This is a genomic window from Pseudorhodobacter antarcticus (assembly GCF_900110135.1).
GTDB lineage: Bacteria > Pseudomonadota > Alphaproteobacteria > Rhodobacterales > Rhodobacteraceae > Pseudorhodobacter > Pseudorhodobacter antarcticus.
The window spans coordinates 67,472-87,524 of the sequence record NZ_FOCO01000014.1 but is presented as its reverse complement, the minus strand read 5'-3'; the positions used below and the strand labels follow the sequence as shown (position 1 = coordinate 87,524).

19 protein-coding genes and 1 pseudogene are annotated in these 20,053 nt (G+C 60.1%); 14 read left to right on the top strand and 6 right to left on the bottom strand.

All coding sequences use genetic code 11. From position 1 onward, the window contains the following. Positions 1 to 150 (top strand): annotated as a pseudogene (locus BMY36_RS19470) (IS5/IS1182 family transposase); the annotation flags it as partial. 274 nt (positions 151 to 424) lie between these two features. On the opposite strand, the gene BMY36_RS09260 reads toward BMY36_RS19470, so the two are convergent. Beyond that, entirely contained in the window at positions 425 to 2,068 is a 1,644-nt protein-coding gene (locus BMY36_RS09260; protein WP_050520928.1) for a CTP synthase, read from the bottom strand. Between the two features lie 179 nt (positions 2,069 to 2,247). After that, positions 2,248 to 2,649: a preprotein translocase subunit SecG gene (gene secG, locus BMY36_RS09255; RefSeq protein ID WP_050520927.1), complete on the bottom strand. Its 402-nt coding sequence runs from the start codon at positions 2,647 to 2,649 to the stop codon at positions 2,248 to 2,250. A 149-nt stretch (positions 2,650 to 2,798) separates the two neighbouring features. On the opposite strand from secG, the gene nthA reads away from it, so the two are divergent. The 4 genes from nthA to BMY36_RS09235 all read left to right on the top strand — a co-directional run bounded on the left by nthA (position 2,799) and on the right by BMY36_RS09235 (position 5,354). Then, positions 2,799 to 3,407 carry a nitrile hydratase subunit alpha gene (nthA, locus tag BMY36_RS09250; protein ID WP_050520936.1) on the top strand — a complete coding sequence of 203 codons (609 nt, stop codon included), beginning with the start codon at positions 2,799 to 2,801 and terminating at the stop codon, positions 3,405 to 3,407. Then, positions 3,404 to 4,108 (top strand): nitrile hydratase subunit beta, encoded by a 705-nt coding sequence (nthB, locus tag BMY36_RS09245; RefSeq protein WP_050520926.1) that lies wholly within the window; start codon positions 3,404 to 3,406, stop codon positions 4,106 to 4,108. Before nthA ends, nthB begins: the two co-directional genes overlap by 4 nt. Continuing rightward, positions 4,105 to 4,461, top strand: coding sequence for a nitrile hydratase accessory protein (locus BMY36_RS09240; protein ID WP_231579778.1), 357 nt, complete (start codon positions 4,105 to 4,107; stop codon positions 4,459 to 4,461). Before nthB ends, BMY36_RS09240 begins: the two co-directional genes overlap by 4 nt. Before the next feature lie 116 nt (positions 4,462 to 4,577). Continuing rightward, a complete protein-coding gene (locus BMY36_RS09235) occupies positions 4,578 to 5,354 on the top strand; it encodes a hypothetical protein (RefSeq protein ID WP_050520925.1) in 777 nt (258 codons plus the stop codon). Between the two features lie 3 nt (positions 5,355 to 5,357). Here BMY36_RS09235 and BMY36_RS09230 read toward each other — a convergent pair whose 3' ends face one another. After that, on the bottom strand, positions 5,358 to 5,753 hold the full coding sequence (locus BMY36_RS09230) for a DUF6524 family protein (RefSeq protein ID WP_050520924.1): 396 nt from the start codon (positions 5,751 to 5,753) through the stop codon (positions 5,358 to 5,360). A gap of 156 nt (positions 5,754 to 5,909) precedes the next feature. Here BMY36_RS09230 and BMY36_RS09225 point away from each other — a divergent pair, with 156 nt between their 5' ends. Beyond that, a complete protein-coding gene (locus BMY36_RS09225; RefSeq protein ID WP_050520923.1) occupies positions 5,910 to 7,202 on the top strand; it encodes an adenylosuccinate synthase in 1,293 nt (430 codons plus the stop codon). A gap of 29 nt (positions 7,203 to 7,231) precedes the next feature. Further along, positions 7,232 to 7,456 (top strand): DUF2842 domain-containing protein, encoded by a 225-nt coding sequence (locus BMY36_RS09220; protein ID WP_050520922.1) that lies wholly within the window; start codon positions 7,232 to 7,234, stop codon positions 7,454 to 7,456. A 50-nt stretch (positions 7,457 to 7,506) separates the two neighbouring features. Here the strand turns inward: BMY36_RS09220 and BMY36_RS09215 are convergent, their stop codons facing one another. Continuing rightward, positions 7,507 to 9,840 (bottom strand): hypothetical protein, encoded by a 2,334-nt coding sequence (locus tag BMY36_RS09215; RefSeq protein WP_050520921.1) that lies wholly within the window; start codon positions 9,838 to 9,840, stop codon positions 7,507 to 7,509. A gap of 141 nt (positions 9,841 to 9,981) precedes the next feature. Here BMY36_RS09215 and BMY36_RS09210 point away from each other — a divergent pair, with 141 nt between their 5' ends. Then, the gene (locus BMY36_RS09210) at positions 9,982 to 10,656 is read left to right on the top strand and encodes a thiamine diphosphokinase (RefSeq protein WP_050520920.1); all 675 of its coding nucleotides are present in this window, start codon (positions 9,982 to 9,984) and stop codon (positions 10,654 to 10,656) included. Here the strand turns inward: BMY36_RS09210 and BMY36_RS09205 are convergent. Beyond that, the gene (locus BMY36_RS09205) at positions 10,631 to 11,575 is read right to left on the bottom strand and encodes a DMT family transporter (RefSeq protein WP_050520919.1); all 945 of its coding nucleotides are present in this window, start codon (positions 11,573 to 11,575) and stop codon (positions 10,631 to 10,633) included. The genes BMY36_RS09210 and BMY36_RS09205 overlap by 26 nt on opposite strands. Positions 11,576 to 11,714: 139 nt before the next feature. Here BMY36_RS09205 and BMY36_RS09200 point away from each other — a divergent pair, with 139 nt between their 5' ends. Next, complete coding sequence (locus tag BMY36_RS09200; protein WP_050520918.1) at positions 11,715 to 12,347, top strand: sulfotransferase family 2 domain-containing protein; 633 nt, start codon at positions 11,715 to 11,717, stop codon at positions 12,345 to 12,347. 4 nt (positions 12,348 to 12,351) lie between these two features. Here the strand turns inward: BMY36_RS09200 and BMY36_RS09195 are convergent, their stop codons facing one another. Then, positions 12,352 to 13,731: an L-serine ammonia-lyase gene (locus BMY36_RS09195; protein WP_050520934.1), complete on the bottom strand. Its 1,380-nt coding sequence runs from the start codon at positions 13,729 to 13,731 to the stop codon at positions 12,352 to 12,354. A gap of 266 nt (positions 13,732 to 13,997) precedes the next feature. Here BMY36_RS09195 and rpiA point away from each other — a divergent pair, with 266 nt between their 5' ends. The 5 genes from rpiA to BMY36_RS09170 all read left to right on the top strand — a co-directional run bounded on the left by rpiA (position 13,998) and on the right by BMY36_RS09170 (position 20,015). Continuing rightward, positions 13,998 to 14,786, top strand: coding sequence for a ribose-5-phosphate isomerase RpiA (gene rpiA, locus BMY36_RS09190; protein WP_050520917.1), 789 nt, complete (start codon positions 13,998 to 14,000; stop codon positions 14,784 to 14,786). A 25-nt stretch (positions 14,787 to 14,811) separates the two neighbouring features. Beyond that, entirely contained in the window at positions 14,812 to 16,173 is a 1,362-nt protein-coding gene (gene gor / locus BMY36_RS09185) for a glutathione-disulfide reductase (RefSeq protein ID WP_050520933.1), read from the top strand. A 60-nt stretch (positions 16,174 to 16,233) separates the two neighbouring features. After that, positions 16,234 to 17,412 carry an FtsH protease activity modulator HflK gene (gene hflK / locus BMY36_RS09180; RefSeq protein ID WP_050520932.1) on the top strand — a complete coding sequence of 393 codons (1,179 nt, stop codon included), beginning with the start codon at positions 16,234 to 16,236 and terminating at the stop codon, positions 17,410 to 17,412. Further along, complete coding sequence (hflC, locus tag BMY36_RS09175; RefSeq protein WP_050520916.1) at positions 17,412 to 18,290, top strand: protease modulator HflC; 879 nt, start codon at positions 17,412 to 17,414, stop codon at positions 18,288 to 18,290. Before hflK ends, hflC begins: the two co-directional genes overlap by 1 nt. Positions 18,291 to 18,593: 303 nt before the next feature. Beyond that, on the top strand, positions 18,594 to 20,015 hold the full coding sequence (locus BMY36_RS09170; protein ID WP_050520931.1) for a Do family serine endopeptidase: 1,422 nt from the start codon (positions 18,594 to 18,596) through the stop codon (positions 20,013 to 20,015). Positions 20,016 to 20,053 lie beyond the last annotated feature (38 nt).

Below are 20,053 nucleotides of genomic sequence, written 5' to 3'. Positions count from 1 at the left end.
ATTTTTGGCGCGCAAGCCAACGACATGGGCGGCACCCTCGTGCGCACGATCGGTCTGGTTCGGGCCAAGGCCAAAATCGGGATGAAGAATCTCACCTACAACATGCGCCGTCTCGCCCAACTGGGTCGCATCAACCCTCACCCAGCCTGAAACACGGGCGAACACAGACGCAGATCATGCTGCGCATCGCCAAAAACGGCCCTGAACCGAAGGTCCGCGAAGCGAAATGGGCAGCACATCATCAAACCCAAGGCAACACTCTGTCAGTTGAAGGTCGCTGACGCGCTTTGGGCGGAACCTGCTATCCCGTTGCCGCGAAAACAGTCAAAAATCGAGGTGCCCTTAAAAAACTTAATTGATCCCCAAAATGTTGGTGCAAGGAGTCAACGCTCACCAGCACTTTATTTTTCATTCTCTGCTCCCCTCAAACCAACCTAGACGCCTCCACCGCCGCCCTGATAAAATCAGCAAACAACGGATGCGGGGCGAAGGGTTTTGACTTCAACTCCGGGTGAAACTGCACGCCGATGAACCATGGGTGGCCTTTGACCTCCACAATCTCGGGCAGTTTGCCGTCGGGGGACATGCCGGAAAACATCAGCCCGCAAGCCTCCAGCTTGTCGCGGTAGGTCATATCAACCTCATAGCGGTGGCGGTGGCGTTCTTCAATTTCAAGCGTGCCATAGACTTCGGCGACGCGCGAACCGGGCGTCAGCTTGGCGTTATAGGCCCCAAGGCGCATGGACCCGCCTTTGTCATCGCCCAGTTTGCGTTCCACCACATGGTTGCCTTGCACCCATTCTTTCAGGTGATAAATCACGGGCGTAAACCGCTTTTCGCCTGCTTCATGGTCAAACTCCTCAGACCCTGCATTGGTCACGCCGGCCAAATGGCGCGCCGCCTCAATCACGGCCATTTGCATGCCCAGACAGATGCCAAGGTAGGGCACGCCACGGGTGCGGGCAAATTCCACGGCTTTGATCTTGCCTTCGGTGCCGCGTTCGCCAAAACCGCCGGGCACCAGAATGGCGTGAAAGCGTTGCAGATGCGGGGCAGGGTCTTCGCGTTCAAAAAGTTCGGCATCGACCCATTCGATGCGCACGCGGGTGCGGTTGGCCATGCCGCCATGGGTCAGCGCCTCGGCAATTGATTTATACGCATCGCCAAGTTGGGTGTATTTGCCCACAATCGCCACGCGCACTTCGCCTTCGGCATTGGTGATGCGGTCCATCACATCTTCCCAGCGGGTCAGGTTGGGGCGGGGTGCGGGGGAAATGCCGAACGCGTCCAGCACGGCTTGGTCCAACCCCTCGCGGTGATAGGCCAGCGGCGCTTCATAGATGGTTTTCAGATCATAAGCGGCGATGACCGATTCCTTGCGCACATTGCAAAACAGCGCAATTTTTTCGCGTTCTTTTTCGGGGATTGGGTGTTCGGAGCGCAGCAGCAGCACATCCGGCGCAAGGCCGATGGATTGCAGTTCCTTGACCGAGTGTTGGGTGGGTTTGGTCTTCAACTCGCCCGATGCGGCCAAATAGGGCAGCAATGTCAGATGCATCAAGATACATTCACCGCGCGGGCGTTCGTGGATGAACTGCCGGATCGCTTCAAAAAACGGCAGGCCTTCGATGTCGCCCACGGTGCCGCCAATTTCGCACAGCATGAAATCGACCTCCGCTTCGCCGATGCGCAGGTAATCTTTGATTTCATTGGTGACATGGGGGACCACCTGAATGGTCTTGCCAAGATAATCGCCGCGCCGTTCCTTTTCCAGCACGGTGGAATAGATGCGCCCTGATGACACGCTGTCGGTTTTGCGCGCAGGCACGCCGGTGAACCGTTCGTAATGGCCAAGATCAAGGTCGGTTTCCGCGCCATCATCGGTCACGAACACCTCGCCATGTTCAAACGGTGACATCGTGCCGGGGTCGACGTTCAAATATGGGTCCAGCTTGCGCAGCCGCACCGAATATCCCCGCGCTTGCAGCAATGCGCCAAGGGCTGCCGAGGCAAGCCCCTTGCCCAATGAGGACACAACCCCACCCGTGATGAAGATATAACGTGCCATGTGGTGGACCCCCGTGAACGATTTTCAATGCAATAACGCGTCTCAGAATCGCACCATCACGGGGGATGAGACGTAACCGAAAACAGAACAGCGCGCAACCGCGCCGCTAGATGATGATGGGATAAAAGACGTGCCCGCAAGATTTTGGGCCCCAAGGTTTGGGGCCCGCGCAGCCTGTGTCAGTTGCCCGCAGGCGGTGTGGCGGGGGCTGTTGCCGGGGCCGCATCATCCGCACGCGGCGGAGTCAGGGGCGCATTTGCCGGGGCCGGGGGCAACAAATCGGTGCCCAACGGGGCCACTGGCGCCTCAATCGGGCGGGATGTGCCGCCGAATTGGTCCACCACGGATGTTCCCGATGCTTTGTCTGCTGCAATCAGCGTCAGGGTGATCGATGTGATGATGAAAGCAACCGCCAAAATCCATGTCACCTTGGTCAGCGCGGTCGCGGCCGCACGCCCTGCCATAGCGCCGCTGCCGCCGCCCCCCATGCCCAAACCACCCCCTTCGGAGCGTTGCATCAGCACAACGCCAATCAGGCACAATGCAAGGATCAGGTGGATGGTAAGAACGACGTTTTCCATAGGGCTTTTGGCTTCCGCTTGGGTGACGCATCTCAATAGTCGCAACTGGGGCCGGGGGCAAGCCCCAAGGGGGCGGGAGTGTTTGTGGATTTGGGTGCGTGTCACGCTATGCGTTGACAGGCGGCCCCCTTGCGCGGAACATACCCGCCATGCTCCATGATCATTCAGACCACCATCCCGACCACGCGCTGCTGCCGTCCGACCCTGCGTTGCGGGTCAAGGCGCTGGAAACGCTGCTGGTCGCCAAGGGCCTTGTGGATCCCGCAGCACTTGATGCGATTATTGAAACATATGCCTATAAAATTGGCCCCCGCAATGGGGCCGCTGTGGTGGCGCGGGCATGGACCGACCCTGATTTTCGCGCTTATTTGCTGCGCGATGCGACAGCTGCGGTGCGCGAGATGGGGTTTTACGGGCGGCAAGGCGAACATATGGTTGCGGTGGAAAATACTGCCGATTTGCACAATATGGTCGTGTGTACGCTGTGCAGTTGCTATCCGTGGCCGCTGCTGGGCATCCCGCCCGATTGGTACAAATCCGATGCTTACCGGGCGCGGGCGGTGCGCGAACCCCGTGCGGTGTTGGCCGATTTTGGCGTAAGCTTGCCTGCGACCTGTGCGGTCCGTGTCTGGGATTCCACGGCAGAGGTGCGGTATTTGGTCATCCCGCAGCGCCCCCTTGGCACCGAAGGGTTGGGCGCAGACGCGCTGGCCGCCCGCGTTACCCGTGACGGGATGATCGGGACGGCGCTGCTGTGACGCGGCCCCATGACATGGGCGGGCGGTTTGGCGATGGGCCGGTGGTGCCTGCCACGGATGATGCGGCATTTCACGCTGATTGGCATGCCCGCGCTTTGGCGATCACGCTGGCTTGTGGTGCGTTGGGCAAGTGGAACATCGACACCTCGCGCCATGCCCGCGAATGTCTGTCGCCGCAAGATTACACTCGTTTTTCCTATTACGAAAAATGGTTGGGCGGATTGGCGGCTTTGTTGGTGGCCAAAGGGGTGGTGACGCGAGCCGAACTGGCGGGCGGTCCCGCCGCCCTCAGTTATTTTGGCCCCAGTGACCTTGACCCAATTGATCTTGACCCACGTGCGCTGCGCGCCGATGCGGTGGCAGGGGTTCTGGCCAAAGGCGGGGCGTCTGACAGGCCCAGTGACACGGCCCCGTTGTTTCGCGCGGGCGATGCGGTGCAAACGCGGCGCAAAGCGGAAAATACCAGCGTTGCGGGCGGGCACACGCGCTTGCCCCGCTATGCTGCGGGCACGCGGGGCCGCGTTTTACGCCATCACGGCACCCACGTGCTGCCCGACGCCGCCGCCCATGGGACGCCCGACCAAGCGGAGCCGCTGTATGCTGTGGCGTTTAAGGCCTCCGATTTGTGGGCCCATCCCGAACACCCCTTGGATGAGGTGGTGTTGGATCTGTGGCAAAGCTATTTGCAGGCAGCCCCATGAAGCCGCCCATGATGCTGCCCGAAATCCCCCCCAACCCTGCCAATCCCCCCGTATTTGCGGACCCGTGGCATGCGCAAGTGTTTGCAATCACGGTGCATCTGTCGGGCGCGGGGCTGTTCACTTGGCCAGATTGGGCGGCGCGGTTTGGGGCCAGTTTGCGCAAGCAAGGCGGCGCTGCGGATGGGGGCGAAGCGTATTATTTGGCGTGGCTTGCAACGCTGGAACAGCTGTTGCTGGATTTGGGGCAGGCGGACGCGCCGCACCTTGCCGCGCTAAAGGCCGCGTGGACGCAGGCGCATCTGGACACGCCGCACGGTGCCCCGGTGCGATTGGGGCCGCAAGGCGCACAGTAAACCCGACTGCAAACCCATCTGTAAGCCCGTCCGAAAACCGCCGGGCCTGCGCCTTGGTTCTGCCATAGGAATCGGTCAAACCTTGGGGCAATCGGCGGGTTTGTCAAAGGACAAAGGTGCATTATGATTCTGACAAAATTCTTTGGCAAAAAGGCCGTGGGCCACAGCATGATCGCACCCGTCCCCCTCCTCGCCCCCGCCCCAAACCTGCCGCCCCAAACCTGCCGCCCCGCCAACCTGACTATATCGAATCCATGCTGGATGTGCTGAACCAGATCGCCTATGATGTGGTGGTTTTGGGCGGCCGTCTGGCGCGCGGCGCGGCGCTGCCCAAGGAAAAAGACCCGATTTATTGCACAGATATCGCCGCCCTGTTTGAACGTGTGGCGGCGGACGGCACCAAATCCTATCTGACCTTTCATTACACCCAAGACCTGAAAACGCTGGACCCGAACGCGCAGGTTCATCTGTCGCAGTTTTTCGGGCGGATCGTGGCGGTGAATGGCCTGTTGGCGCAGCACACCCTGGGCCAAGCGCCCACGAAACGCCCCATTATCGCCGCCATGCTGGACCAAATCTTGCTGGAGGCGCTGTTTTTCACTGGGTTTTTCTATGCTTATGCCCTGAGCCGGGATTTGTTGCTTAACCGCATCCCAGCCGGTGTTGGGGGGGAACAGTTTGCCACGCTGATTGCCCAATCGCGTGCGGATTTCATCGCCGCGACCCCTTATTTGCATGATGCGAACACCGCCCTTGCGGCCCTGACCATGACCACCCAACAGTTGATCGTGGAACAGGCAAAACCGTATGAGGCGGGGCAGCGCCAGATCAATAACGTCTATTTCGATGCGGGCATGGCGGCGCAAACTTTGGCTGTGGGGGCTAACTCTTAGGGGTTAATCATCCACCTTATCCACCGTAGCTTGGCCAGACAGGCGTTGCGACAAAATGCTCCACGACAGGCCGATGCCCAGCACCCGCGACAGGGCCAAAATGCCCAGCCAGATGTTCATCGCCGAATTGGTGGTTGCCAACACGCCCCAATCGACCAAAACCCAAATCACGGCCCCAAACACCGCCGCGACCAACAGCATCCCAAACAGGCCCAGCGAGCGCAACGTGGCCGCCAGATAGATGAGGTAGGCGACCGTCAACAGCAACCCAAACAGCACGACCAGCGACAATTGCGTGGTGTATTGCGCCTGCGCCCAGCGGGTAAAACTCCACGGGGTCGGGTTGAATGTCACCGCCAACAGGGCAAACGCCCCCAGCCACCGCACCAAAAAAACCATGAATTACCCGCCTTGAAACCCCGTTGCCCTGTGGTCGGATGCGTGCGCGCCCCATCCAAGGGCCAGGGCGCGCGAATTAGGTGTTTCACCTGCGCGCAGGGGCGGCTATACCCCAAGCGGTTTCTAACCTGACCGCTGCCGAAAAGGATCTTTAGAATGGCCAATGTCGTTGTAGTCGGCGCCCAATGGGGCGACGAAGGAAAAGGCAAGATTGTGGACTGGCTGTCGGAGCGCGCCGATGTCATCGCGCGCTTTCAAGGCGGGCATAACGCAGGCCATACGTTGGTTATTGATGGCAAAGTGTACAAGCTGTCGCTGCTGCCCTCGGGCATTGTGCGCGGCGGCAAGCTGTCGGTGATCGGCAATGGCGTGGTGTTGGACCCGTGGCATTTGGTGATGGAAATTGAAAAACTGCGCGGGCAGGGTGTTGATATCACAACTGAAAACCTGATGATCGCTGAAAACGCGGTGCTGATTTTGCCTGTCCATGGCGAACTCGACCGCGCCCGCGAGGATCAAACATCGGTCGCAAAGATCGGCACAACAGGCCGCGGCATTGGCCCGGCCTATGAAGATAAAGTGGGCCGCCGCGCCATTCGCGTGGCCGATCTGGCCGATGATGCCACGTTGGAGTTGCGCGTTGACCGCCTGCTGACCCACCATGACGCGCTGCGCCGGGGTTTGGGGTTAGAACCGATTGACCGCAACGCGCTGCTGGCGCAATTGCGCGATATCGCGCCCCAAGTGCTGCCCTATGCAAAGCCCGTGTGGAAAGTGCTGAACGAAGCGCGGCGCGCGGGCAAACGCATTTTGTTTGAAGGGGCGCAAGGCGCGCTGCTGGATATCGACTTTGGCACTTATCCTTTCGTCACCTCCTCCAACGTCATCGCGGGTCAGGCGGCCACGGGCACCGGCATGGGGCCGGGCGCGATTGATTTCGTGCTGGGTATTGTCAAAGCCTATACCACGCGGGTTGGCGAAGGGCCGTTCCCGGCGGAATTGAAAGATGCTGACGGCGAACGCTTGGGCGAACGCGGCCATGAATTTGGCACGGTCACGGGCCGCAAACGCCGCTGCGGTTGGTTTGATGCGGTGTTGGTGCGCCAAACCTGCGTCACCTCGGGCGTCACCGGCATTGCGTTGACCAAGCTGGATGTGATGGATGGTTTCCCGGTGATCAAAATCTGTGTTGGCTATGATCTGGACGGCACACGGTTGGATTATTTGCCCACCGCAGCCGACCAACAAGCCCGCTGCACCCCGATTTATGAGGAGATGGAGGGTTGGACCGAAAACACCGCAGGCGCGCGGTCTTGGGCCGACCTGCCGGGGGCCGCAATCAAATATGTTCGCCGGATTGAGGAGTTGATCCAATGCCCGGTCGCCCTACTTTCAACCTCTCCAGAGCGTGAAGATACGATTCTGGTCACCGATCCGTTCGCGGATTGAATTCGGGTTGATTGAAAAGGAAACAGGCGATGGCATTATCTTACAAAGCACGCAAACGCTGGTCGCTGGTGGTGCTGCTGGTCGGTTTGCCGCTGTATATTGTGGCGGCGCTGTTTGTGGTGTCGCTGTTTGACCGCCCGCCGTTCTGGTTGGAACTGGTGGTCTATATCGTGCTTGGGTTTTTATGGATGCTGCCGTTCAAATTCGTCTTTATCGGGGTTGGCAAACCTGACCCTGATCAAACCCCAGAATGACAAAAGGCCGGGGGTTTATCCCGGCCTTTTTCGTAGTTGGGGGGGGCGGATCAGCCCTTAGCGGCCTTGCGCACTTCGCCCATGATGGGCGAGGATTCGCTTAGCACGAAATACCCACGGCGGACCTTTTCAATCCGGCCATCGCGCAGCAACGTGCCAAAGCTGGCCAACATCTGTTCGCGGTCGTTTTCCAATTCGGGCTGCACGGTCAACACATGGCTTACCATTTGGGGGCGCGACACGTCCGCATGGCCTTCGACATTAGCGGAATAGGCGGCTGCCGCTTCCAGCAAATCGGCCAGCGATTCCGCACCCAGCCGTTCGGCATAGTCGGCAAAGCTGGTGGAGGCGCCAAAGATATTGCGCTGATCGCTGCCATCCAAGGCGGCGTCCAGATCAACCTCGGCATCGGTGTTTTGCGGCACCGCCAAATCGGCGGCAAGGCTGCCTGCCACCACACGGCGCGGACGCACCGGGGTGATATGGTTCGGGGCCTCGGTGGGTTTGACGCGGGGCGTGTCGATGCGCTGTTCGGACACCAGCATCAAAGGGCTGGTCCGTTCGGGGGCGGCCGCCATCGGGGCAACAAGTTCGGCTGCGGGGCGCGGACGCACCACACGTTCCAGATCATTGCGATACGGGTTCATCCGCATTTCTTCGGTCGGGCCATTGTCGCCGCCGGCCTCGCGGTCGGCAACTGTTGCGGCCACGGCGGCTTTCAGATGGGAAATCGCAGACAGGCGGCGGCGGTTTTCCGTGCCTTGCAATTCGGTATTTGTTTGATCCAACAGGCGTTTGACCGATGCATCATCTTCCGCACCTGCCATATCGCTGGCGCGGCGGCGTGGGGAAACGGGGCGCTGCGGGCGCACTTGCCCCGCGCTGTCATTGGCGTCATCGGGCGTTTCGGCTGTTGGCGTTTGGGGTGTTGGGGCGTCGATGGTGGCATCGCCTTGCAACGCTTCCAATTCGCGCATCAGGTCTGCTTCGGCCTCTGCCGACAATCCGCTGGCTGCGGGGGCTGTTACGGCGTCCATAGGGGCGCGCCGAATTTTGATCACACGCGCCCGTGCCCGCTGCACGGTTGGGTTTTCGGTTGGTGCTTGCGTATCGGGTGTTTGCAAATCTGCTGTTTGCGGCACGTCAGCCGCCGCCGCTGGCAAGGGTTCTGTTACAGCATTGGGCGCAGAATAAAAATCAGCATCGGGGGTGATCACGCCCAGCCCGGTCTCTGCCTTGGGGGGCAGGGGGGACATATCGTCGCCATCAAACTCATCCGCCAAATCATCTGTAAGGTCATTGGCCAGATCATCTGCCACATCGTTTTCGGGCTTTGTGACCAAAGCGACCGTGGCTTCTGGCGCTGTCGATGCGGCCATCGCATTGGCAAGCGAGGCCATCAGGCTGTCGTCGCCATCGGTCATGCTGTCCAATGGTGTGACCGTATCGTCGGTTTCATCGTCAAACCGGCCATCAACCGCCACGGTTTCATCGTCAAACGACCCCGCCAATGCGGCGATCATCGCATCATCCTGCGCTGATTTTTCCGCCGCTTGCGCTGCCACCTTTTCAGCCGCTTCCGCCGCTTCCTTTGCACGCGCTTGCGCCGCCGCTTGTTCTGCTGCTTGCTCCGCTTCCTTTGCACGCGCTTGCGCCGCCGCTTGTTCAGCTGCTTGCTCCGCTTCCTTTGCACGCGCTTGCGCCGCCGCCTTTTCAGCTGCTTCCGCCGCTTCCTTTGCACGCGTTTGCTCCGCTGCTTGTTCAGCCGCTACTTTTGCGCGGGCTGCATGGGCCTCTGCTTCGGCTTTTGCCGCAGCCGCAGCCGCAGCACTGCTTGTGGTGATGGTCGCCGGGGCACGCGTGGTGTCGCCTGCGGCGCGGCTGTCGACCATCGCGTTGCGGATGCGCGCCAGCTTTTCGGCCACGCTGTCAGATACGCCTTGCACAGGCGGGGTGCCGATCAAGGATTGCGGTGCAGATTGCCCCGCATTTTGTCCTGCCGCGTGCTGATCTTCAAACATCTGTTCAGGTTTTGGGGCGGCCTCCCCCTTTGGCCGCGCAACGGGGCTGTTCACCGTCACATTTGGCGCGGTCAAAATCCGAGGTGCTGGGGCATCGACCCGCTCCGAATCGGTGGCGCGCAAGATCACGCCATTGGCGGACACTTTGGCCTCCACCCGCCGCTTCATTTCGCGTTCAGCGATTTGATGCAGCATCGCGGTGTCGGGTGTGGGTGGTTCGGCCCCAAAATAGCGGTCTTCGGCCGCCAAATCGCGGAAATACTCGGCAATTGCCTTCATCGTGTTGAAAGGCTCGTCAAAGCCCTCCAATGTGCAAGAGAATGTGCCGTAAGAAACCGTCAGAATTTTGCTCGCCCCGGTCATTGGATGCTCGCCCTTTGTTACCAAATCTATGCCCCATATGGCGGCAAAGAATGTTCAATTCCGTGGACATATAGGGGTAATTTGAAGGATTGTTTGTGTTCAACCCGCAAGATTGTGCCTTAATTTGGATACAGTATCGCGATGAAACACCCAATTGTCGAATCCCAAACGGGGGTCACGTTGATTGCAGGCGGCTCGGTTTTGGCCCGCGATGTGGCGGCGGCGCGCGCCCTTGCGCCTTGCGTTGTGGCGGCGGATGGGGGCGGGGACCGGGCGCTGGCCTGCGGGGTGCGCCCGGCGGCGGTGATTGGCGATATGGACAGCCTGTCTGTGGCGGGGCACGCGGCGCTGGCCGATGTGATCCACCCCATCGCGGAACAAGACAGCACTGATTTTGACAAGGCGCTGCGCCATATTCGGGCGCCATTCGTGCTGGGTCTTGGCCTGCTGGGGGGGCGGGTGGACCATGAACTGGCGGCATTGGCCGTGCTGTCGCGCCGCTATCTTACCCCGTGTCTGTTGATCGGGCGTGACGATGTGATCTTTGCCGCGCCGCAACATATCACCTTGCAGATGCGCCCCGGTGATCGGTTCAGCCTGTTTCCCTTTGCCCCAACCACCGGGCGCAGCACAGGCTTGCAGTGGTCCATCGACGGGATTGATTTTGCGCCGATGGGGCGGGGGGGCACGTCGAACCGGGCAAACGGCGTGGTGACCTTGGATTTTGACGCGCCGGGAATGTTGGTCATCGTGCCGCGCGCGCGTTTGCGCACAGCGCTTGACGCCCGGATCAGCGCGCGGGCGTGGGCGGGGTGACGCGGGCGCGCGCGCTCACCTGTTCGCGGTAAATGATGTAAAGGCCTGACCCGGTGATGATCGCAATGCCCGCCCATGTCATGGGATTGGGAAAGTCATCAAAGATCAGATATCCCAACACGACCGCCGAAATCAGTTCTGCGTAATGCAGCGGTGCCAGCGTGGCGGACGGTGCGAATTTCAGCGCATAGGTCATACACATATGGCTGCAGGCCGCCCAAAACCCCACGCCAAACAGCCACAGCCATTCGATGCCCGCAGGCATCACTGCATCTAATTCCTTGATGCCCGACCCATCAAACGCCCACATCAACGGCAGGCAAATCGCCGATCCCGCCAATGCCGTGTGCAATTGCATCGCGACCGGATGCATCGCGCGCGACATCGCCCGCGTGATCAGCATATAGCCCGCAAAGGTGAACGCCGTGCCCAAAGGAAACAGCGCGACCCAGCCGAACGCCGCAATCGACGGCTGTATGACCAGCAGCGCACCCAAAAACCCAACGGTGGATGCGGCAATCCGGCGTGGCCCCACCTCATCGCCAAACAGAAAACTGCCAAGAATTAGCAGGATAAACGGTTCGACAAACACAATCGCCAGCGCATCGGCGATCGGCATCACGGCGACCGCGGCGACAAAGCAATAGGTGGCCAGCATCAAACACACCGCGCGCGCCATCAACAGGCCAAAGATGCGCGGGGACATTCGCCAATCCAGCCGCATCGCCAGCACAAAAGGTAGCATCAACACCGCCTGTACCACGAACCGTGCCACCACAATTTGCCCCACCGGAATCGTTGCCGCCGCAAGTTTTGAAGCGACATCCAGCAAAGGGGCCAGCACGCAAAACGCCAACATCAGGCCGACGCCTGCCAAAATTCGGTCCGCGTGGGGCGGGTGGGTGGTGATATGTGCCATACCAGTCAGTCGTATCCGCGCCCCTGTGCGGCGTCCTGCCAAAAATCACCGCGTGATCGCCCAAAAACGGCACGGCCTTGCCCCTTGCACTGCGCGCGCGCTTGGAGTTTTGTGGGGGCTGTGAAAAGGGGAATGGGCCGTGCTGATCTTGGGGATGCAAAAACTTGTGGTGCTGGAAATGCCAAAGACTGGGTCCTTGGCACTGCGCGCCATGCTGGCCCCCTATACGCTGCCCGCATCGGACCGGGCGGCGCGCCACATCGGCTATGACGGTTTTTTGCGCAATCATGCGCCGCATTTGGCCGCAGGGTTTGGCATAACGCCGCAAACCGTGGTGGTGGTGCGCGACCCGTTGGAACGGATGCAAAGCTGGTATCGTTACCGCCGCCGCGCCAAGGTAAAGGGGCTGCCCGCCAGCACCCATGGCATCAGCTTTGAAACCTTCATTTGCGCTTATCTGGACGGCATAAACCCGGAAATGAGCAATGTTGGCCGCCAAGACCGCTTTGTGGGTTGGAATGGCCGGTCGGCGCGCGTGGACCATGTGTTTGACTATGCGCAGCTAAATGTGTTGGAGGCGTTTTTTTCGCGGCGCATGGGCACCACGCTAACCCTGCCTCAACGCAACAAAACCCCCAAAGGAGTGGAGGCCGATTACACCTTGTCAAAGGATGCGTTGGCGCGGTTCCAAGAACAAAATCTTGCAGAAATCGAACTTTATCACGCGGTGGCAGGGGCAGGCCACTTGATGCGGCCCGGCATTTTTGCCTGATACATCAGCAGTTTGGCACGTTTACCGCCAACCCGCCCAGCGATGTTTCTTTATACTTTTCATGCATATCTTGGCCCGTCTGGCGCATCGTTTCAATGCAAGCATCCAGACTGACCAAATGCACCCCGTCCCCGCGCAGCGCCAGTGACGCCGCCGACACCGCCTTGATCGCCCCCAACCCGTTGCGTTCAATACAGGGCACTTGCACCAACCCCATCACAGGGTCGCAGGTCATGCCCAGATGATGTTCCAGCGCGATTTCGGCCGCATTTTCCACCTGCTCTACCGTGCCGCCCAACACGGCGGCAAGACCCGCCGCCGCCATCGCCGCCGCTGATCCGACTTCGGCTTGGCACCCACATTCCGCACCCGAAATGCTGGCGTTATGCTTGCACAGACCGCCAATCGCCGCCGCCGTCAGCAAAAAATCCCCGATTTTTGACGCAGTCGCCCCCGGCACATGATCAAGGTAATAGCGCAGCACTGCAGGCACCACGCCCGCCGCCCCATTGGTCGGCGCGGTCACCACTTGGCCGCCCGCCGCGTTTTCCTCATTCACGGCCATTGCATATAGCGACATCCAATCGTTGATCGTGTGCGGCGCTGTCATGTTCAGCCCGCGTTCGGCCATCAACTGGTCGTGGATGCCCTTGGCCCGCCTGCGCACTTTCAACCCGCCCGGCAAAATCCCGGACCCCACCATGCCGCGGTTGATGCAGTCATTCATCACCTCCCACACGCGCGCTACGCTGCTGTCCAAGTCCTGCGCGCTGCGGTGGCGCAATTCGTTTTGCCGTTTCATCTGCGCAATGCTTAGGCCCGCCGCATTGGCCATTGCCATCATTTCGGCCCCGTTTTGAAACGGAAACGGCACGTCTGATTTGGTTTTGCCTTTGGTATCTGCCGCCGCTGCCAGTTCATCGGCGGTCAAAACAAAACCGCCCCCGATGGAATAATACGTCTCGGACATAATCACATCGCCTTGGGCATCGGTCGCGCGGATCACCATGCCATTCGCGTGGCCGGGCAGGTTTGGCCCGTAATCAAATAGCAAATCTGCCGATGGGTCGAATTGCAACACCCCCAAGTCCGGCGCGTCAATCGTCTTGGTCGCTTTGATCGCGGCCAAAACCGCATCGGCGCGCGCCGCGTCATAGGTTTGCGGCACAAATCCCGCCAGCCCCAAAATGGTGGCGCGGTCGGTCGCATGGCCCACGCCCGTAAAGGCCAAACTGCCGTGCAGCGTTGCCTTTAGGCCGTGCGCGTGAAACGGGCTGACACGCAGCTTGTCCAAAAACTGTGCCCCGGCCACCATCGGCCCCATCGTGTGCGATGATGACGGGCCAATGCCCACTTTGAACATATCAAGGACAGACAAAAACATAAGGTCACTTTCCATTGGCGGCACCGGCCCGCGTTGCGATCAATCATAAGCGCGCGCGCCCAAAACCCCCAACCAAAAACGACATTCCAAGCCATATCGCGGCATTGCCCCGCCCCTAACTCGCCCGTGCCCCGCCCTTGTCTGACTCTTGTCTGGCCTTTATCGGGCCTTTATCGGGCCTTTGTCGGGCCGATTTGCCCAATTGCCCCCTCGCGCCGCGCGCCCACGTCCCCTATAAGCGACGTGCAACCAGAAATGAGGATGACATGGCCGCAGAGCTTTCCCCCATCGACAAAGCCAAATTTGTGGCCGCCAAGCGTGCGGTCGATTTTGTCGAAAACGGTATGAAGCTGGGGCTTGGCACAGGCTCCACCGCCGCGTGGATGGTGCGCTGTTTGGCCGAACGTATCCGCGAAGAGGGGTTGCGCGTCACCGGCGTGCCCACCTCCAGCCGCACGGCGGAACTGGCGCGCAGCCTTGGCATCCCGATCACCAGTCTGGATGAGGCGCGCTGGCTGGATTTGACCATCGACGGTGCGGATGAATTTGACACCGAATTGAACCTGATCAAAGGCGGCGGTGCGGCCTTGTTGCAAGAAAAAATCGTGGCCACCGCCAGCGACCAGATGATCGTGATCACGGATGCCGCCAAATCCGTCACCCAACTCGGCGCGTTTCCCTTGCCGGTAGAGGTGATCCCTTTTGGTTGGCAAACCTCCAAAGCGTTGATCGAGGAGCTGTTGGTCAGCATGGATGTGCTGAACCGTGATTGCAGCTTGCGCATGAACGGTGATGCGGCCCTGATCACGGATGAAGGCAATTATATCGTCGATCTTCACCTCAAACGCATCGGCAACCCGCGCCAATTGGCGATGGTGTTGAACCAAATTCCGGGTGTGGTGGAAAACGGTTTGTTCATTGATATCTGCGACATCGTGATCATCGGCCACGGCGATGGGCGGGTTGTGGTGCGCGATATCAACACAGGGGATGTGCAAGACGACCGCGTTGATTTCGTCCCCTCCGACAACATCTTTGCGGATATGGGCGAGTGATTTCTGAAATAACAGGGGCATGCGCATGACCGCATTCGACTACGATCTCTTCGTCATTGGGGGCGGTTCGGGCGGCGTGCGCGCGGCCCGCACATCATCGGGCACCCACGGCGCAAAAGTGGCGCTGGCCGAGGAGTTTCGGATGGGCGGCACCTGCGTGATCCGTGGTTGCGTGCCCAAAAAATTGATGGTTTATGCGTCGGAATACCCCGGCATGGTGGAACAGGCGCGCAGCTATGGCTGGGACGCCACCATCGGCGGGTTTGATTGGACCGCCTTTCGCACCAAGCTGGAGGCGGAGCTGACGCGCCTTGAAAACGCTTATCGCGGCGGGCTGACCGGGGCAGGGGTCACCATATTTGACAGCCGCGCCGTGGTGGTGGACCCCCACACCGTGCGGCTGGCCGATGGCAGCACGCACAGCGCCAAACACATTCTGATTGCGACAGGCGGTGCGCCCTTTGTGCCCGATATTCCGGGCCGCGACTTGGCGATCACCTCGAATGAGATTTTTCAGATGGCAGCACTGCCGGCCCGCGTTTTGGTCGTTGGGGGCGGCTATATCGCGTCTGAATTTGCCTGCATCCTGAATGGGTTGGGCTGCAAGGTGGCGCAATATTACCGTGGCGCACAAATCCTGCGCGGCTTTGATGATGAGGCGCGGGGCCATGTGGCGCAATCCATGCGCGAAAACGGCGTGGATATTCATTGCGGCACCGATGTGATGCGGCTGGAACACACCAGTGATGGCATCAAGGCGGTGGCCACAGACGGGTCTGATCGCATCTTTGACGCCGTGCTATACGCCACGGGCCGCACCCCCAATTCCAAAGGGCTGGGGCTGGAGGATTTGGGCGTTAAACTGGGCCGCAGCGCCGAAATTATCGTCGATGGCTACAGCCAGACAGGCGTGCCATCGATTTTCGCCGTGGGCGATGTGACCGACCGCATCAACCTAACGCCGGTGGCAATCCGCGAAGGCCATGCTTTTGCCGATACTATTTTTGGCGGTCAGCGCCGCAGCGTCGATCACAGCCTGTTTGCCAGCGCCGTGTTCACCCAGCCCGAAATCGGCACGATTGGCTTGTCCGAGGAGGCCGCGCGCGACCAAGAACCGATCGAAGTCTACGCCACCGCCTTTCGCCCCATGCAATCGGCCTTTGCGGGCCAGTCCGACCGCGTGTTGATGAAATTGATCGTATCGCAGGCCAGCCGTAAAATTCTGGGCTGTCATATTGTCGCGCCCGGTGCTGGTGAAATGATTCAAATGGCTGCCATTGCCATAACAATGGGGGCCACAAAGGAACAATTCGACGCCACAATAGCGGTCCATCCAACGATGGCCGAAGAATTGGTGACAATGCGCAGCCCTGTTCGCACGGGGTGAACTTGAATTTCTGGTGAAAACCACCAGTTTAGACATAACGTAAGAAGATAGGGAATGAACATGGCAGGAAGCGGAGGCCCTTGGGGCGGCGGTGGCGGTAACAAAGGCGATGATGAAAACGGCAAAGGGGGCGATGAACAGCGCCCCAACGGCGGTCGGCGTCCCGGCAATGGCGGGCCACAGATCCCCGAAATCGAACAGATCATGAAAAAGGGCCAGGAACAGCTGCGCGTCCTGATGGGCGGTCGTGGCGGCAATGGCAACCGCCAAGGCGGCGGGCCGGGCGGTGGCGGTGGGGCAGGGCCTTTGTTCACCAAGCAAGGGTTTGCGCTGGGCGGCGTCGTGGCGCTGGGCCTGTGGGCCTTCGCGTCGTTTTATTCAGTGAAACCCGAAGAACGCTCTGTTGAGCTGTTTTTGGGTAAATTTTCGTCGATGGGCAGTCCGGGCTTGAACTTTGCGCCTTGGCCGTTTGTGACGGCCGAAATCGTGCAGGTGACTGGCGAACGTCAAACCGACATCGGCACGGGCCGTGATGGTGCGATGGACACAGGGTTGATGTTGACGCGCGACCAAAACATCGTCGATATTGAATTCCAGATTGTGTGGAACGTGTCGGACCCTGCAAACTTCCTGTTCAACCTCGGCGACCCTCCCGGCACTTTGCGCGCTGTGGCGGAATCAGCGATGCGCGACATCATCGCACGGTCCGAATTGGCGCCGGTCTTGAACCGCGACCGCGGTTTGATCGCATCTGATCTGCGCGCCGCCGTTCAAGGCACGCTGGACAGCTATGCGGCGGGCATCAACGTGGTCCGTGTCAACTTTGATAAGGCCGACCCACCGCGCGAAGTCATCGACAGCTTCCGCGAAGTGCAAGCAGCCCAGCAAGAACGTGACCGCTTGGAGAAAGAGGCAGACGCCTATGCCAACCGTGTCACCGCTGCTGCGCGCGGCGAATCCGCCCGTTTGACCGAAGAGGCCGAAGGCTACCGAGCAAGCGTGGTGAACGACGCACAGGGTGAGGCGAGCCGCTTCCTGTCCGTCTATGAGGAATATATCAAAGCGCCGGAAGTGACCCGCCGCCGGATGTATCTGGAAACCATGGAAGGTGTTTTGGGCGGTATGAACAAGGTTATCCTTGATGGCGTGGGCGGCGAATCGGGGGGCCAAGGCATCGTGCCATACCTGCCACTTGATGTGCTGCGTCCAGGCGCAACCACCACCGGGGGGAACAACTGATGAATAAATCTGCAATGATCCTGCCCGCCGTGGCCCTTGTGGTCGCGGGTATCCTGTCCTCGATCTTTATCGTGGATGAACGTGAAAAAGTGCTTGTCCTGCAATTTGGTCAGGTCAAAGCGGTGAAAGAGGAACCGGGTATCGGGTTCAAGGTCCCGCTGATCCAAAACGTGGTCCGCTATGATGGCCGTATCCTTGGCCTGCTCACCCAACCGTTGGAAGTCACCCCGTTGGATGATCGCCGCCTTGTGGTCGATGCGTTCGCCCGTTGGCGCATCGTCGATCTGGTTGCTTTCCGGGAATCGGTTGGCACCGAAGGGGTGCGCGCCGCCCAAGCCCGGATTGAACGGATTTTGAACGCCGCCATTCGGGAAGTTCTGGGTGCCGTTCCATCGCAGCGCGTGCTGTCCGAAGACCGGACCAGCCTGATGAACCTGATCCGCGATCAGGCCCGTCGTCAGGCCCTCAGCCTTGGGGTGGATGTGGTTGACGTGCGTTTGACACGCACCGATTTGCCCGAACAAAACCTTGCGGCCACCTATGCGCGGATGCGCGCAGAACGTGAACGTGAGGCGGCAGACGAAGTCGCGCGTGGTAACGAGGCCGCACAGCGTGTGCGCGCATCGGCGGATCGGACCGTGGTCGAATTGACATCGCAAGCGCGTAAGGAATCCGAGGTGATCCGAGGCGAAGCAGACGCCACCCGCAACGGCATCTATGCCGAGGCGTTTGGCCGCGACCCCGAATTCTTTGCCTTCACCCGTTCGCTGACCAGCTACCAGCGCGCGTTGCAAGGCAGCAATTCGTCGATCGTGATGCAGCCAGATAGCCAATTCTTTGAATATCTGCGCAGCGATCAACCACCCGCTGCACCATAAACCAACCCAGACCCCAGACCCCCGGCCCGCAGCAGCGCGCCGGGGGTCTTTTTTTTGCCCAAGGCTTGCCCCAGTCCCGTCGCCCAACCCGTTCACATCCTGTTGAAGCGCCGACATATGGTTTGAATTGCGCTTGGACGTGACTAGGTACAAGATATCTGAACGGCTGCCGCGCTGGTCACAAAGATTACGCTGCGGGGTTGCGAAACACATGAAAAGGAGTTTCGAGTGTATTCGAAAAGCAAATCAACCACCCGGGCTGTGGCCTTGCCGCAAAACACCGGCCCGCAAACCACCGTTTTGATGCGCGGGCTAACCGTGCTTGTGCTGGGCGCGGCCCTCGTCTTGGGTCAGGCCATCGCGGCAAACGCCCGCGCGCCCGACAGCTTTGCCGACCTTGCGCAAACCATCAGCCCGTCTGTGGTCAATATCACCACCTCCACCACCGTGGCGGCCAGCACAGGTGGCACCCCCCAAGTTCCCGAAGGCTCCCCTTTTGAGGATTTTTTCAAGGAATTTCTGGACCGCAACGGCAACGGCGGCAACACGCCCCGCCGCTCCGAGGCGCTGGGATCGGGGTTCGTGATTTCCGAGGATGGGTTCATCGTCACCAACAACCACGTCATCGACAAAGCGGATGAGATTGAGATTGAATTTTTCTCGGGCAAAAAACTGTCCGCGAAATTAATTGGCACCGACCCCAAAACCGACATCGCGCTGTTGAAGGTGGAAAGCGACACCCCGTTGCCTTTCGTGCCGTTTGGCAATTCGGATTTGATGCGCGTGGGCGATTGGGTGATCGCGATGGGCAACCCCTTGGGTCAAGGGTTTTCGGTCAGCGCGGGCATCATTTCCGCCCGCGGTCGTGCGCTGTCGGGCACTTATGATGATTATCTGCAAACCGATGCGGCGATCAACCGGGGCAATTCGGGCGGTCCCTTGTTCAACATGGACGGCCAAGTGATTGGCGTGAACACCGCCATTTTGTCGCCCACGGGTGGTTCCATCGGCATCGGGTTCTCAATGGCCTCTAATGTCGTGACCAAGGTCGTGGAACAGCTTAAGGAATTTGGCGAAACGCGCCGGGGTTGGTTGGGTGTGCGCATCCAAGACGTGACCCCAGACGTGGCCGAAGCGATGAGCCTTGCCTCCGCCAAAGGCGCGTTGATCACCGATGTGCCGGACGGTCCGGCCAAGGATGCGGGCATGATGTCGGGCGATGTCATCACCTCGTTTGACGGGGCCGATGTGGCCGACACCCGCGAATTGGTCCGCCGCGTGGCCGATGCGCCGGTGGGTGAGGCGGTGCGCGTGATTGTGCTGCGGGACGGCAAAACCGAAACGCTGTCGGTCACCCTTGGCCGCCGCGAAACCGCCGAAGGCGAACCTGTGCCCGCCGTGGCCACAGCCCCCGCCGATGTTCCCAGCGCCGATGTTTTGGGCCTGACCATCCAGCCCTTGACGCCTGAAATTGCCAAGGAACTGGGCTTGCCCGATGGCACCGAAGGGCTGGCCGTGCTGGCCGTCGATGAAGCGTCCGAGGCGTTCGCCAAAGGCCTGCGCGTGGGCGATGTGATCACCGAAGCTGGACAGCAAAAGGTCATGCGGGTCAAAGACTTGCAAGACCGCGTGGCCGAGGCGACAAGTGCTGGCCGCAAGTCCTTGCTGTTGTTGGTGCGCCGTGCAGGCGACCCGCGCTTTGTGGCGCTGGGCATCGAAAACTAAGCCCCTATCAAGGGCAATAAAACGGGCGGCAGAATCGG

What these genes read in the sequence shown, in the direction of transcription:
- rpiA (WP_050520917.1), top strand. Translation starts at nt 13,998, where the DNA reads ATGGCCGCAGAGCTTTCCCCCATCGACAAAGCCAAATTTGTGGCCGCC.
- gor (WP_050520933.1), top strand. Translation starts at nt 14,812, where the DNA reads ATGACCGCATTCGACTACGATCTCTTCGTCATTGGGGGCGGTTCGGGC.
- BMY36_RS09210 (WP_050520920.1), top strand. Translation starts at nt 9,982, where the DNA reads ATGAAACACCCAATTGTCGAATCCCAAACGGGGGTCACGTTGATTGCA.
- hflC (WP_050520916.1), top strand. Translation starts at nt 17,412, where the DNA reads ATGAATAAATCTGCAATGATCCTGCCCGCCGTGGCCCTTGTGGTCGCG.
- nthA (WP_050520936.1), top strand. Translation starts at nt 2,799, where the DNA reads ATGCTCCATGATCATTCAGACCACCATCCCGACCACGCGCTGCTGCCG.
- BMY36_RS09205 (WP_050520919.1), bottom strand. Translation starts at nt 11,575, where the DNA reads ATGGCACATATCACCACCCACCCGCCCCACGCGGACCGAATTTTGGCA.
- BMY36_RS09240 (WP_231579778.1), top strand. Translation starts at nt 4,105, where the DNA reads ATGAAGCCGCCCATGATGCTGCCCGAAATCCCCCCCAACCCTGCCAAT.
- BMY36_RS09170 (WP_050520931.1), top strand. Translation starts at nt 18,594, where the DNA reads ATGCGCGGGCTAACCGTGCTTGTGCTGGGCGCGGCCCTCGTCTTGGGT.
- BMY36_RS09220 (WP_050520922.1), top strand. Translation starts at nt 7,232, where the DNA reads ATGGCATTATCTTACAAAGCACGCAAACGCTGGTCGCTGGTGGTGCTG.
- secG (WP_050520927.1), bottom strand. Translation starts at nt 2,649, where the DNA reads ATGGAAAACGTCGTTCTTACCATCCACCTGATCCTTGCATTGTGCCTG.
- BMY36_RS09195 (WP_050520934.1), bottom strand. Translation starts at nt 13,731, where the DNA reads ATGTTTTTGTCTGTCCTTGATATGTTCAAAGTGGGCATTGGCCCGTCA.
- BMY36_RS09230 (WP_050520924.1), bottom strand. Translation starts at nt 5,753, where the DNA reads ATGGTTTTTTTGGTGCGGTGGCTGGGGGCGTTTGCCCTGTTGGCGGTG.
- hflK (WP_050520932.1), top strand. Translation starts at nt 16,234, where the DNA reads ATGGCAGGAAGCGGAGGCCCTTGGGGCGGCGGTGGCGGTAACAAAGGC.
- BMY36_RS09215 (WP_050520921.1), bottom strand. Translation starts at nt 9,840, where the DNA reads ATGACCGGGGCGAGCAAAATTCTGACGGTTTCTTACGGCACATTCTCT.
- BMY36_RS09225 (WP_050520923.1), top strand. Translation starts at nt 5,910, where the DNA reads ATGGCCAATGTCGTTGTAGTCGGCGCCCAATGGGGCGACGAAGGAAAA.
- BMY36_RS09260 (WP_050520928.1), bottom strand. Translation starts at nt 2,068, where the DNA reads ATGGCACGTTATATCTTCATCACGGGTGGGGTTGTGTCCTCATTGGGC.